General features: G+C 61.1%; 9 protein-coding genes. 8 read left to right on the forward strand and 1 reads right to left on the reverse strand.

Annotated elements, in window-relative coordinates; all coding sequences use genetic code 11:
- Nucleotides 1-238: 238 nt before the first annotated feature.
- Genes GIW69_RS03045 through GIW69_RS03055 form a run of 3 tightly spaced genes read left to right on the forward strand, consistent with a single transcriptional unit; the run spans nt 239 to nt 4,790 of the window.
- Nucleotides 239-1,411 carry an efflux RND transporter periplasmic adaptor subunit gene (locus tag GIW69_RS03045; RefSeq protein ID WP_236480652.1) on the forward strand — a complete coding sequence of 391 codons (1,173 nt, stop codon included), beginning with the start codon at nt 239-241 and terminating at the stop codon, nt 1,409-1,411.
- Complete coding sequence (locus GIW69_RS03050) at nt 1,412-3,385, forward strand: MacB family efflux pump subunit (protein WP_236480653.1); 1,974 nt, start codon at nt 1,412-1,414, stop codon at nt 3,383-3,385.
- Nucleotides 3,386-3,392: 7 nt separating this feature from the next.
- Nucleotides 3,393-4,790, forward strand: coding sequence for an efflux transporter outer membrane subunit (locus GIW69_RS03055; protein WP_236480654.1), 1,398 nt, complete (start codon nt 3,393-3,395; stop codon nt 4,788-4,790).
- 70 nt (nt 4,791-4,860) lie between these two features.
- Here the strand turns inward: GIW69_RS03055 and pvdP are convergent, their stop codons facing one another.
- Nucleotides 4,861-6,480 (reverse strand): pyoverdine maturation tyrosinase PvdP, encoded by a 1,620-nt coding sequence (pvdP, locus tag GIW69_RS03060; RefSeq protein WP_236480655.1) that lies wholly within the window; start codon nt 6,478-6,480, stop codon nt 4,861-4,863.
- Between the two features lie 184 nt (nt 6,481-6,664).
- Between pvdP and pvdM the strand changes: the two genes are divergently transcribed.
- The 5 genes from pvdM to GIW69_RS03085 all read left to right on the forward strand — a co-directional run bounded on the left by pvdM (nt 6,665) and on the right by GIW69_RS03085 (nt 14,626).
- Complete coding sequence (gene pvdM / locus GIW69_RS03065; protein ID WP_236480656.1) at nt 6,665-8,035, forward strand: pyoverdine-tailoring dipeptidase-like protein PvdM; 1,371 nt, start codon at nt 6,665-6,667, stop codon at nt 8,033-8,035.
- On the forward strand, nt 8,032-9,312 hold the full coding sequence (pvdN, locus tag GIW69_RS03070; protein WP_236480657.1) for a pyoverdine-tailoring periplasmic protein PvdN: 1,281 nt from the start codon (nt 8,032-8,034) through the stop codon (nt 9,310-9,312). Before pvdM ends, pvdN begins: the two co-directional genes overlap by 4 nt.
- Nucleotides 9,313-9,349: 37 nt before the next feature.
- Nucleotides 9,350-10,258 carry a dihydropyoverdine dehydrogenase gene (gene pvdO, locus GIW69_RS03075; RefSeq protein ID WP_236480658.1) on the forward strand — a complete coding sequence of 303 codons (909 nt, stop codon included), beginning with the start codon at nt 9,350-9,352 and terminating at the stop codon, nt 10,256-10,258.
- Nucleotides 10,259-10,400: 142 nt separating this feature from the next.
- Nucleotides 10,401-12,050, forward strand: a complete 1,650-nt coding sequence (locus tag GIW69_RS03080; RefSeq protein ID WP_236480659.1) for a cyclic peptide export ABC transporter — start codon at nt 10,401-10,403, stop codon at nt 12,048-12,050.
- Nucleotides 12,051-12,166: 116 nt separating this feature from the next.
- Complete coding sequence (locus GIW69_RS03085; RefSeq protein ID WP_236480660.1) at nt 12,167-14,626, forward strand: TonB-dependent siderophore receptor; 2,460 nt, start codon at nt 12,167-12,169, stop codon at nt 14,624-14,626.
- Nucleotides 14,627-14,677 lie beyond the last annotated feature (51 nt).

A 14,677-nucleotide genomic window follows, 5' to 3' on the forward strand; every position in this document is an offset into this window, starting at 1 on the left:
GCCCTGCGAAGGCAGTATCAAGATAGTGGCAATCTGAGGGGCGTAATTTATAGTAATTCTCATATAGATTTAAAGTGCTGTTTAACATTGCCCGCTAAATAGTGCTGCGCTGTAGCTGTAACTTTCTGTTTCGGTACTTAAATTCCCTTCCGCCTTCGTCGTTTACAGGACAGCTCCCCGTGTCTGTCGCGCCCAGCGGCAATGTTTAACGGGCCGAATTCACTGGCCGGACCCCTGCATGAAACGTCCCCGCCCTGCCCGACGCACGCTGCTTGCCGCCCTTTGCGTGATTCCCGTTGCCGCTTATGCCGCCTGGCAAGTGATGCCGCCCGGTCGAGACCCGTTCGTTACCGTCCAGGTGACCCGTGGCGATATCGAAAGCAGCGTCACTGCACTCGGCACCTTGCAGCCACGCCGTTATGTGGACGTCGGCGCCCAGGCATCGGGACAGATCCAGAAGATCCATGTGGAAGTCGGCGACGTCGTCAAGGAAGGCCAGTTGCTCGTTGAAATCGATCCCTCCACGCAAAAAGCCAAACTCGATGCCGGGCAGTTCTCGATTGAAAACCTCAAGGCGCAATTGCAGGAGCAGCGCGCTCAGAACGATCTGGCGAAACAGAAATATCAACGCCAGCAAAACCTCGCGGCCGGCGGCGCCACCCGTGAAGAAGACGTGCAGACCGCCCGCGCCGAATTGAAGGCCACCCAGGCGCGCATCGACATGTTCCAGGCGCAGATCCGCCAGGCTGAAGCCAGCCTGCGCAGCGATCAGGCCGAATTGGGCTACACGCGCATTTACGCGCCGATGGCCGGCACGGTGGTCGCGCTGGATGCCCGGGAAGGCCAGACCCTCAATGCCCAGCAGCAAACGCCGCTGATCCTGCGCATCGCCAAACTCTCGCCGATGACCGTGTGGGCCGAGGTGTCGGAGGCCGATATCGGCCACGTCAAACCGGGCATGACCGCCTACTTCACCACGCTCAGCGGCGGCAACCGTCGCTGGAGCAGCACCGTGCGGCAGATTCTGCCGGTGCCGCCCAAGCCGCTGGATCAAACCAGCCAGGGTGGCGGCAGCCCTTCCAGCTCAAGCAAAAGCGGTAGCGCCCGGGTGGTGTTGTACACGGTGCTGCTCGACGTCGACAACGCCGACAACGCCTTAATGGCCGAAATGACCACGCAAGTTTTCTTTGTCGCCAATCAGGCCAACAACGTTCTCACGGCGCCGGTCGCCGCCCTGCAAGGCAGCGCCACAGCCAACCTGCAAACCGCTCAAGTCATGGCCGCCAATGGCGACATCCAGTCGCGCCAGGTGAAGACCGGCATCAGCGATCGTTTGAAAGTGCAAATCGTCGAAGGCCTGGTCGAAGGTGATCACTTGTTGATCGGCCCGGTCGACGGCAGCGGGGGCTGAATGCAGACGCCTCTGATCGAGCTGCACGACATCCGCAAATCCTACGGCGGCGGTGACGCACCTGAAGTTCACGTGCTGCGTGGCATCGATCTGTCGATTCACGCTGGCGAATTCGTGGCGATTGTCGGCGCGTCCGGCTCCGGCAAATCGACCCTGATGAACATCCTCGGTTGCCTCGACCGGCCGACCGCTGGCCATTACCGTTTCGCCGGTGAAAACGTCGCGCAACTGGACAGCGACGAACTGGCCTGGCTGCGCCGCGAAGCGTTCGGGTTTGTGTTCCAGGGTTATCACCTGATCCCTTCCGGCTCGGCCCAGGAAAACGTCGAGATGCCGGCGATCTATGCCGGCACCCCCGCCGCCGAACGCCACGCCCGCGCGGCCGCCCTGCTCGATCGTCTCGGCCTGGCATCACGCACCGGCAACCGTCCGCATCAATTGTCCGGTGGTCAACAGCAACGGGTGTCTATCGCTCGGGCATTGATGAATGGCGGTCACATCATCCTCGCCGACGAACCCACCGGCGCCCTCGACAGCCACAGCGGCAAAGAAGTCATGGCGCTGCTCGACGAGCTGGCAAGCCAGGGCCACGTGGTGATCCTTATCACGCACGATCGCGAAGTGGCGGCCCGGGCCAAACGCATCATCGAAATCAGCGACGGCGAGATCATCAGCGACAGCGCCCGGGACAATCCCGACGCCCAGGCCAGCGCCAACCCCGGCGCCCTGCAAGCCGTCGATCTGCGCAAACGCCTGAGCGAAGGTGCCGAGGCTACCGGGGCCTGGAAAGGCGAACTGGTAGACGCATTGCACGCCGCGTGGCGAGTGATGTGGATCAACCGTTTCCGTACCGCGCTGACGCTGCTCGGGATCATCATCGGCGTTGCATCGGTGGTGGTGATGCTCGCGGTCGGCGAAGGCAGCAAGCGCCAGGTCATGGCGCAAATGGGCGCGTTCGGCTCGAACATCATTTACCTGAGTGGCTGGGCACCCAATCCGCGCACGCCGCCGGGAGTCGTCACCCTCGACGATGTACGTGCGTTGGCGAGCCTGCCGCAAGTGCAACGGATCATGCCGGTCAATGGCGCTGAAGCCGGCGTGCGTTTCGGCAATGCCGACCACATGAGTTATGTCGGCGGCAACGACACGAACTTCCCGGCGATCTTCAACTGGCCGGTGGTTCTAGGCAGTTACTTCACCGAGGCCGATGAACAGAACGCCGCCGCTGTCGCCGTGATCGGCCACAAGGTTCGCACCCAACTGCTCAAAGACATACCCAATCCCATCGGCCAATACATCCTGATCGAGAACGTGCCGTTTCAGGTCGTCGGGGTGCTGGCGGAAAAAGGCGCCAGCTCCGGCGACTCGGACAGTGACAACCGCATCGCGATTCCGTATTCGGCCGCCAGTGTCCGTTTGTTCGGCACCCGTGATCCGGAATACGTCGCCATTGCGGCCGCCGATGCACGCAAGGTCAAGGACGCCGAAACCGCCATCGAACAATTGATGTTGCGTCTGCACAACGGCAAAAAGGACTTCGAGCTGACCAACAACGCGGCGATGATCCAGGCCGAAGCGCGCACGCAAAATACCCTGTCGCTGATGCTCGGTTCGATTGCCGCGATTTCGCTGCTGGTCGGTGGCATCGGGGTGATGAACATCATGTTGATGACCGTACGTGAACGCACCCGCGAGATCGGCATCCGCATGGCCACCGGCGCCCGCCAGCGCGACATACTGCGTCAGTTCCTCACCGAAGCGGTGATGCTTTCGGTGGTCGGCGGGATCGCCGGCATTGCCCTGGCGCTGGTCGTCGGTGGCGTGCTGATTCTCAGTGAAGTCGCCGTGGCGTTTTCGCTGATGGCAGTGCTCGGTGCTTTTGGTTGCGCCCTCGTGACCGGTGTCGTCTTCGGCTTCATGCCGGCCCGCAAAGCCGCCCGGCTCGACCCGGTCACGGCCCTTACCAGTGAATGATCGATCTATGAAACCGCGTCTCAGCCTGTTGACCGTGTGCCTGATGATCAGTGCTTGCGGCAGCCCTGTTCAGCGCCCTGACAGCGGCGTGCAACCGCCCGAATCCTGGCAATCGCCCCAGAGCGCCAGCAGCATAGGGCGCAATAATCCGCAGTGGTGGACGCAATTCGGCAGCCCGCAACTCAACCGCTTGATCGAAGAGGCGCAAGTCGGCAGTTTCGACCTCGCCGCTGCCGCAGCGCGGGTGCGCCAGGCGCAGGCAGGCACGGTGATCGCCGGTGCTGATTTGTTGCCTGAAATCAAAGGCGCGGCGAATGCCAATCGACAGAAATTGCTGCGCGGAAGCGGCTACAGCCAACTGGACACCGACAGCGACGACGACGCGGTGGACTATTTCGACGCCAACCTTAGCGCGAGTTACGAACTGGATTTCTGGGGCGGCAATCGAGCGGCAAGGGACAGCGCGCAATTTACCCTGCAGGCCAGTGAATTTGACCGGGCGACCGTCGAACTGACCCTGCTGGGAAGCGTTGCCGATGCCTATGCAAAAACACTGTCCTTGCGCGAGCAAAAACGCATTGCCGAGCTGAATCTGGCCAACGCGCAGAGCGTCCTGAAACTGGTGCAGACCCGCTTCGATTCAGGCTCGGCAACGGCGCTGGAACTGGCGCAACAGAAAAGTCTGGTGGCTGCGCAACAAAGGCAATTGCCGTTGGTGCGGCAACAGGCTCAGGAGGCAGACATCACACTGGCCGCCCTGCTCGGCCGGCCGGTGCAGACACTCTCCGCCAGCAACGAAACATTCGATCAACTGCAGTGGCCCGTCATCAATGCCGGGTTGCCGAGCGAACTGCTCAGTCGCCGCCCCGACATCGCCAAAGCCGAAGCGCAACTCCAAGCCGCCGAGGCAGACATCACCGTGGCGCGCGCCGCCATGCTGCCGGCCGTGACCCTGAGCGCGACGCTGGGAAGCGGCTCCAACCAGATGGATGATCTGCTGCGTAGCCCTTTCTATAACCTGACCGGCGGATTGATCGCGCCGATCTTCAACAACGGGCGCCTGGCCGCCGAACGAGACAAGGCCACCGCCCGCCAGGAAGAACTGCTGGAAACCTATCGCGGCGCAATCATCAACGGCTTCGCCGACGTCGAAAAAGCCCTCAGCAGCATTCGCGGCCTCGATGAACAGCGCCAGTGGCAAACGGAAGAACTGAACCAGGCCCAGACCGCGTTCAACATTGCCCAAAGCCGCTACGAGGCTGGTGCCGAAGACCTGCTGACCGTGCTGGAAACCCAGCGCACGCTGTATTCAGCGCAGGATCAAAACGTGCAACTAAGCCTCGCGCGCTTGCAAGCCAGCATTGCTTTGTACAAGGCATTGGGCGGAGGCTGGCAAGCCCCCTGACACGCGCCACCGCTTTCGCGAGCAAGCTCCGCTCCCACGGGTTTGTGCATATTCAGGCACACCGCAAACTTCACGCCTGGCGGGTTTTCGGCTTCAGATTGCGTGCATACCATGGCCGTTGCGGTACGCGGCGGAACCAGCCTTCGAGTTTTTCCTCGTCTTCGACAAAGGTGATGCGCAACGCCAGTTTCATGGTTTCCGGATCCATTTCTACTGACTTGCCAGGGAGTAATCCCGGTGTCGTGTTGCAGCCATGCGTGCTCGGGCCGAGCCACGGATCGTCGATCTCGACCCAGCGCCCCGGCGCGAACCACTGCACGCCGTTGACCTCCAGTCGGCTGACCTGCCCCGGATGAAAGCGTTCGTGGGCGCGAAACCAGTCTTCAATGCGCTCATCGATCCACGCATGAAAATGCCAGAACACCGGGTTCACGTGGGAGGAAAACGGGTCGCCAAGAAAGTCGTTTTCAGGATTGAACCAACGCGCGGCAAAATCCGCCGGATCCCGCGCAAACGGCACCGGCTGGCCGTTGGAAGGATCGCGCGGCACCGACGCCCAACGCATGTGCAACCAATCGTGCAGCCCCAGCTCCACTTCGGAACCGAACTGGCCCAGGGTCAGCTTCGACAAATACTGCGGATCGCGGTACTGCGATTCCCACACCTCGAAGTTGCTCTGATACGTCTCGGCAGTCTTGATATCGCTGACCCATTGACTGAACTCGTCATCGCCCTCGGCTATCCAGGTCGGCGGCAATGAGGTGCCGTCGTGGTTATCGAAATAACGGACAAAACCCTGACGATCTCGCAGCAGTTCCGGTTGCGGCAACGGGAAAAACCGCCACGCCGGCAGATCCTGCATGGAACGCGCGGTGCCGAGCATGTGCCGGTGCATAAAAAAGAAATCGACCCCGGAACCGTTGCGGTCCTTGCGCGGACCGCGCGCGTCACGTTCCTTGTTACGCGGCCCGGGCTGCCAGCCGAGACCGCGCAGCGCATCGTGTTTTTCCTTGGACAGCCGGTGCCATTTGTCCCGCGTGGCATGCCAGAGCTGATGGAACAGGCGATGCTCGGGCGACACCAGCCAGGCGAGTAATGTCGCGTTCAATCCGGCCCGCTCCCTCGCTTCGGGAAACAGACACTTCACCGCGATGAAACGGTTGTCCTGCGCCGGCAAGGCCAATGGGCGATCCAGACGCTCAACCGAGCCACTCAGCGTACCGCTGCCGGCATTGCCGAATCCGGCCCAGACCTCGTCCAGACTCATGTTCAACTGGTAATCGACGCTGCCGTCGTTACCCAACAGTCGCCAACTCAGTTTTGCCGCGTCGGCAGCGGCCAGATCTCCGAGAACGCGGTAACGCGGCGGTTCAACAGAGCGCAACCGTTCTGGCGTGTCGATAAAACCGCACACCGCCCGCCCCTTTTGACCAATGTCCAGAAGCACTTCCAGCCCCTCGACCGGCAGCCCTTGCAGACCCGCGTCATGCCCCTCGAAACGAATCCGCCAGACCCCGCGCAAACTGTTCGCCAAACGTTGCCCGGCCACGCTGGCGACGTCGAAGGAAGCCTCCCCCGGGGTGATCGTCGGATCCGGCTGCGTCCATTCACGATGCCCGAACCAAGCTGCCGGCACTGCTGCGCCGGTCAGTGCCAGGCCCGCCATGAACCATCGTCGAGAAATCTTCATTGCCCTACCTTGTCAGCCGTGAAGCAGGCTTTATCCAAGCTAGAACGTTTGTTGCCCGGACAAATTTAACGGCCTATCCGGCCATTCTCCGGCCCCACTAAATTTGCCGCCCCGTCGGTCGTTCTTTCCAGATAGCAACGGCCTATGCGCCTGCACCTCGACGGCGAACCTGACTGAGATGGCAATGACAAAACCACGTTCGAAAAAGGCTCTTTACATCGGCCTGCCACTGGCCCTGGCAATCAGCGCCGGCGCCGGTTTTGCAGCCTGGGACATTTGGTTCAAAGACGACCTCGGCTACGCGCCCAAAGTCGTGAAACAGGCAGACGAGCTGCACGAACACATGCTCTCTTTCGACAGCCACGTCAGCCTGATGCAGAACTTCGGCACCGCCGGCAATGAGGCCGACAAGGACGGCGATGGCCAGTTCGATCTGGTCAAGGCCAATCGTGGACGCTTGTCCGGCGCGGCGCTGACGATCTTCGGCTGGCCAGAAATCTGGAACGGCGCCAACGCCCCGCACAAGCCCACCGCCGGGTTCGTCGAGGAGGCGCGCAATCAGCAGGAAATCCGCTACAAAATCATTTCCGGCATGGTGCGCGATTACCCCAACCAGGTTGCGATTGCCTACACCGCCGACGACTTCCGCCGCCTGCACGGCGAGGGCAAATTCGCGATTTTCATCAGCATGCTCAATGCCTATCCGCTGGGCCACGACCTGAACCGGCTGGACCTGTGGGCCGCACGCGGCATGCGCATGTTCGGCTTCAGCTACATCGGCAACAACGACTGGGCCGACTCGTCTCGCCCATTGCCGTTCCTCAACGATTCGCCGGACGCCCTCGACGGCCTCTCGGACATCGGCAAACAAGCGGTCAAACGCCTGAACGATCTCGGCGTGATCATCGACGTGTCGCAGATGTCGACCAAGGCGCTCGAACAAGTCGCGCAGCTGAGTCGCACGCCGATGGTGGCCTCGCATTCCGCGCCACGGGCGATGGTGGATATTCCACGCAACCTCAGTGACAAGGAAATGCAACTGATCAAGCACAGCGGCGGCGTGGTGCAGATCGTCGCGTTCTCGCAATACCTGCGTCCGTTAACCCAAAGCACGCAAAACAAGCTCAACGAACTGCGCGCTGAATTCGGCCTGCCGCCGCTGCCCAATCTGGCGATGGCGCTAATGCCCGGCGACCCGATCATTTCCGCGTGGTCGGAACAGAAGTTCGGCCAGTACGCCAGCCGTCTCTACGCAATCCTCGAAGAGGAGCCGAAGGCCAGCCTCAAGGATCTGGGCGATGCCATCGACTACACCGTCAGAAAAATCGGCATCGACCATGTCGGCATCAGTTCCGATTTCAACGAGGGCGGCGGCGTCAAAGGCTGGGAAAACGTCGGGCAGATTCGCAACGTGACCGCCGAACTGTTGTCACGCGGCTACTCCGAAGCGGACATCGCCAAACTCTGGGGCGGCAACTTCCTGCGGGTCTGGGATCAGGTCGAGAAATCGGCGAAACCGGCGCTGGCCACCGCTCGGGACACCGCCAAGCCATGAGCAATCGTCGTGATTTCCTGAAACAGGCCGGCATCGTTGCTGCCGCATTGCCGCTCGGTGCGAGCCTGCAAAACGTGGCCAGCGCATCGTCCATCGCCCCGCTGCCGCGCAACAAATGGGCGCAGTTGCAACAGCTGTTCGATCAGGATCCGAGCTACCTGCACTTCTCCAATTTCCTCGTCACCACCCACCCGAAACCGGTGCGTGAGGCCATCGAAATGCATCGCGCCGAGCTGGATAAAAACCCCGGCATGGCGATGGACTGGGATCTGGGCGTCACCGAAAAACGCGAAGAAGCCGTGCGCGTCTGGGCCGGCAAGTATTTGCAGGCGGATGCCCGCCAGATCGCCCTGACCGGCAGCACCACCGAAGGTTTGACGATGATCTACGGCGGCGTGCATGTGCGCGCCGATCAGGAAATCCTCACCACCGCGCACGAACACTATGCGACGCACACGATTCTCGACCTGCGCACCCAACGCGAAGGCACCCGCGTGCGCAAGATTCGCCTGTTCGATGACCCGCAAAAGATCAGCCAGGACGACTTGCTCGCCCGCATTGATGACGCCATCCGCCCCGAGACCCGGGTGCTCGGCATGTGCTGGGTGCATTCGGGCAGCGGTGTGAAACTGCCGCTCGCCGCCATCGGCGCGCTTGTCGACAAACACAACCGTGGGCGCAACGATGCCGATCGCATCATTTATGTGGTCGACGGCGTACACGGTTTTGGTGTGGAAGACCTGAGTTTCCCGGCGATGAACTGCGATTTCTTCATCGCCGGCACGCACAAATGGATGTTCGGCCCACGCGGTACCGGCATCGTGTGCAGCCGCACCCGCGAAGTGAAGTACGTTACGCCGATCATCCCGACGTTTTCCGAGGCCGAGCATTTTTCCAAGACCATGACGCCGGGCGGCTATCACGCTTTCGAACACCGCTGGGCGCTGGGTGAAGCCTTCAAATTGCACCTGCAACTGGGCAAGGCCGAGGTGCAGGCGCGGATTCATGAACTCAACCGCTATTTGAAAACACGCCTGCAACAACGCCCGCCAATCGAACTGGTGACGCCGTTGAGCCCCGAGTTTTCCGCAGGCTTCACATTCTTTCGGGTCAAGGGCCAGGACAGCGACAAAATCGCCGCCCACTTGATGGCCAACCGCGTGGTGGCCGATGCCGTCAACCGCGACGTGGGCCCGGTGATCCGCACGGCGCCGGGGCTGCTCAACAGCGAAGCGCAAATCGACCGCTTGCTGGCGGTGCTCGACCAGAGCCTGTGAGCCCGAGCGATTCCTTTACCTTTGATCGAGACCGAAGATGAACCGCGAACTGCACCGTTTTTCCTTGAGGGCGTTACCGACACTGGCGCTCGCCACCCTCGCTGCCGGCTTGTTCTCGACGTCGGCACCGGCCGCCACGCCGCCCGTGCCGGGCAAGGTGTTTAAGGACTGCAAGGATTGCCCGGAAATGGTCGTGCTGCCCACCGGCACGTTCACCATGGGCACGCCTGAAGATGAAGTCGGCCGTGAGCCGGACGAAGGGCCGCTGCACCCGGTCACTTTCGCCAAGCCACTGGCAATCAGCCGCTTCCCGATTCTCAAAGGCCAGTGGGACGCCTACCTCAGCGACACCGGCTACAAGATGCCGGACGGGGATGAACGCCCGGGCCGCGCCTGCAAGGCCGGGATTCCCGACTACCAGGGCAGCGATCCGCGCAAGCAATACACCGACAGACACCCGGCGGTGTGCATGGACTATCCCGAGGTGGAAGCCTACGTCGCGTGGCTGTCGAAGAAGACAGGCAAACAGTATCGGCTGGTCAGCGAATCACTGCGTGAGTACGCGGCCCGTGGCGGCACGACCGGCCCGTTTCCTTTCCCGTTCGACGAGGGCAAGGAATACAGCATCGCCCGACACGCCAATACCTATGGCGCCGCTGATGGCTACAACTTCACCGCACCGGCCGGCAGCTTCCCGGCCAACGCGTTTGGCGTGTACGACATGCACGGCAACATCTACGAGTGGACTGCCGACTGCTACAACGAAAACTACGTCGGCGCCCCGAGCGATGGCAGCGCCTGGCAGACCGGCAAGTGCGACATCCGCCGCATTCGTGGCAACGACTGGGGCGAAGCACCGGTGTTCTCGCGCTCCGGCAATCGCAACGCCACCTACACCGACACGCGCGGTGACTGGATAGGCTTGCGCGTCGCCCGGGATCTGTAAACGCGCGCGGCTAAATTAACCTTCCCTTCAGTCGTTTTACAGGTGGGCGCGATCCGATGCATCGCGCCACCGCCCTCTATGTCACCCAGGCCACACCCGCGACCGATGCCGGGCCCGGCCACTCTTCAAGCAGGGAACCTCCATGAGCAAACCAACACGCGGGGTGATCAATGAATTGTTCGCCCTGCTCAAACCCTTTCGCCTGATCGTCATCGGCTCGATTCTGCTCGGCATGATCGGTGGCCTCAGCGTTACGGCATTGCTGGCGACGATCAACAACGTCCTGCACGCCGAGGCAGGCCTGACCAACACCGTGGTGGGGATCTTCGCCGGGCTGTGTCTGCTGGCGCTGGTGAGCTCGATTTTTTCCGACATCGGCACCAACTGGGTCGGCCAGCACATCATTGCCAGACTGCGTAAAGAGCTGGGTGAAAAAGTGCTGTCGGCGCCCATCGAGCAAATCGAACGCTACCGCAGCCATCGACTGATTCCGGTGCTGACCCATGATGTCGACACCATCAGCGATTTCGCCTTCGCCTTCGCCCCGCTGGCCATTTCCCTGACCGTGACCCTGGCGTGCATGGGCTATCTGGCGATGCTGTCGTTGCCAATGTTTCTGATGATGGTCGTGGCGATCGCCATCGGCACCGTCATTCAATACATCGCCCGTGGACGCGGCATGCAAGGTTTCATGAAGGCCCGCGACTACGAAGACGAATTGCAAAAGCACTACCACGCCGTTGCCGAGGGTGCCAAGGAACTGCGTATCCACCGCCCGCGCCGCCAGCGCATGTTCGTGTCCGGCATCGAAGGCACCGCCAACCGGATTTGCGCCACCCAGGTGCGTTCGGTGAACATTTTCGTCGTCGCCAAAACCCTTGGTTCGATGCTGTTCTTCGTGGTGATCGGCTTGGCGTTGGCCATGCAATCGCTGTGGCCGAACGCCGACAAGGCCGTGATGAGCGGCTTTGTGCTGGTGCTGTTGTACATGAAGGGCCCGCTGGAACATTTGATTGCCACGCTGCCGATTGTCAGCCGCGCGCAAGTTGCGTTCCGCCGCATCGCCGACCTGTCCGAACAGTTTTCGTCACCGGAGCCGCACTTGCTGCTCAACCATAAGACGGAAAAAGCCACGCCGGTTCACACCCTGGAACTCACCGATGTTTCTTACAGTTTCCCCGCCGTGGAAGGCAGCAAGCCGTTCCGTCTGGGGCCGGTGAATCTGAAGATCGAGCAAGGCGACATCATTTTCATCGTCGGTGAAAACGGCTGTGGCAAAACCACGCTGATCAAGCTGTTGCTCGGCCTTTATGCACCGCAACAGGGTGAGATTCGTCTGAACGACCGGGCCGTCACTGCCGTCACCCGTGATGATTATCGCCAGTTGTTCACCACGATTTTCGCCGACTACTACCTGTTCGACGATGTGGTGCAAGGCGACACCCATATCCCTGAAGACGCCAACCAATACCTGCAACGCCTGGAGATCGCGCACAAGGTCAGCGTGCGCGACGGCGCGTTCACCACCACCGATTTGTCCACCGGGCAGCGCAAGCGTCTGGCACTGGTCAATGCGTGGCTGGAAGAACGCCCGGTGCTGGTGTTCGACGAATGGGCGGCTGACCAGGATCCGACATTCCGGCGGATTTTCTACACCGAACTGCTGCCGGATCTGAAGCGTCTGGGCAAAACCATCATCGTCATTTCCCACGACGATCGTTACTTCGATGTCGCCGATCAACTGGTGCGTATGGAGTCCGGAAACGTCATCACCGAGCTGCAACCTGCCTGATTGTGAAAATTTCGTAAAAAAAATGCGTTGAGCCTTTCCGGTTTTCAAAAGGCTCAACGTCTTACTTACAGTTAATAGAAATCGTTCTCAGTCAACACTTGAAGAGTAGAAGAACAATGCCCGCACCACACGGACTCCACCCGCTCGCCAAGGCTCTGCTGATCCGCCACTCCTTCCGCCCGACCCTCCCAGCCCTTTGTGCGCTGGCCTTTGCCCTGCCCATGGTCGGCCAGGCACAAGCTGCAGCCGTAGCGATCAATATTCCTGCACAGTCGCTGGGGAGCGCACTGCAGGAATTCGGTCGCCAGACCAATCTGCAAGTGCTGTACAGCCCGGACGAAGTCAGCGGTCTGCGCAGCACTGCGGTCAGCGGCACGCTGGAACCCACGGCCGCCATCGCTCAACTGCTGCAAGGCACCGACATCGCCTACAGCGTTCAGGGCAACAACGTTGCACTGCGTTCACGCGGCAACGGCGAAAGCCTCGATCTGGCCCCGACCAATATTTCCGCCGCTGCCGAATCGGCCTGGGGCCCGGTTGACGGCATCGTCGCCAAGCGCAGCGCGACCGGTTCGAAGACCGATACACCGCTGAACGAAATCCCGCAGACGATCAACGTCGTCACGCAAGACGAAATCCAGATGCGCGGTTCGAAGTCGGTTACTGAAGCGTTGCTCTACACGCCTGGCATGACCGGCGGTGGCTTTTCGGATCGGGTGAAGATTTTCGACGAGCCGACATCGCGCGGTTTCTCGCCGACGCCGCTGTACCTCGACGGCCTGCACATGCCTTACGGCGGCGGCAGCACCGGCGGTTCGCTGCAGATCGACCCGTACACCCTGGAGCGCATCGAAGTGCTCAAAGGCCCGGCGTCGGTGCTTTACGGTCAGAACCAGCCCGGCGGTATCGTCAACATGGTCAGCAAGCGCCCGACCGCCACCCCGCTACACGAAGTGAAGATCGGCGGCGGCAGCTACGACCGCAAATACGGTGCCTTCGACTTCGGCGGCCCGATCGACGATCAAGGCGAGTTTCTGTATCGCCTGACCGGTGTGGTCAATGACAGCGATTCGGCGATCGATTACGCCAGTCAGAACCGCATGTTGCTCGCGCCGAGCCTGACCTGGCTGCCGAACGATCGCACCAGCATCACCGTGTTCGGTCAGTACCAGAAAGATCATGACGTACCGGAAGCCCAGGGCCTGCCGGCCAACGGCACGGTGTATCGCAGCGAAGCCGGGCGCATCAGTCGCAGCCTGTTCATCGGCGAGCCGGACGTGAACAAATACCACCGCGAACAATTCGTCGTCGGCTACGAAATCGCCCACGAGCTCAACGACATCTGGACGCTCAAGCAGAACGCCCGTTACGCCGACGTCAACGACCAGTATGTGGCGCCGTTGCACGGCTATTCGTTCTCGACCAACCCGGCCACCGGCCTCGACGACGGCAGCTATCAGAGCCGCTATGCCGTCGACTGGTCGCAGCACAACAAGGTCTACGGCATCGATAACATCGCCCAGGCCAAGTTCAAGACCGCCGATATCGATCACACCGTCCTGCTGGGCGTGGATTACTACCACTTCAGTTCCGACTTCCTCGGCCTGTACGATCGCACCGCCTCGAGCATCGACCTGTACAACCCGGTGTATGGCGGCGAAATCAACTTCCGCCAGCCGTACAAGTGGGACAACACCATCAAGCAGACCGGCCTGTACGCTCAGGATCAACTGCGCTGGAACCAATGGTTCCTGACCCTTGGCGGTCGCTACGACTTCGCCGAGACCGACAACAAGCAACCGCTGACCAACGGCCACTCGAACCAGAAGGACGAGAAGTTCACCGGTCGTGCCGGCCTGGGTTATGAGTTCGACAACGGCGTGACGCCGTACATCAGCTACGCCGAATCGTTCCTGCCGCAAACCGGTACTGACATGAGCGGCAGCGCGTTCGAACCGACCACCGGCAAGCAGTACGAAGTCGGCATCAAGTACGAGCCGACCTCCATCGACGGCTTCATTCAGTTGTCCGCTTACCAGATCGACCAGGACAACATGCTCACCTCCGACCTCAACAACCCGGGTTTCAGCACCCAGAGCGGCACCGTGCGTTCTCGCGGTGTAGAACTGGAAGGCAAAGTCAACGTCACCCAGAACCTGCGAGTGCTGGCGTCGGTGTCGCGTAACCAGACCAAGTGGGAAAAGGATAACGACGGTCGTGAAGGTCGCACCTTGGCCATGCGTCCACCGCTGACGGCGTCGGCGTGGGTCAACTACGACTTCGACATTTCTACCGCGCTGGCCGGTTTCGGCATGGGCCTGGGCGCACGTTATGTGCGCAGCAGCTACGGCTCGGATTATGAGTCGGACTCTTTCCAGATCCCGTCGTACACCGTGTATGACGCCATGGTCTCCTACGACCTGGAAAAATCGCCGCTGCACGTCAAAGGCGTGAAGCTGCAAGCCAACCTGCAAAACCTTACCGACGAGAAGTACGTCGCCGCGTGCAACAGCACCCTCGACTGCTACTACGGCGAAGGCCGCACCATGACGGCCGACGTGACCTACAACTGGTAACACGCTCAGCGCAAAACAAGACGCCGGCATTTCCGGCGTTTTTGTGTCTGT

Origin of the sequence: Pseudomonas syringae, from assembly GCF_021605415.1 — a bacterium.
Lineage (GTDB): Bacteria > Pseudomonadota > Gammaproteobacteria > Pseudomonadales > Pseudomonadaceae > Aquipseudomonas > Aquipseudomonas syringae_S.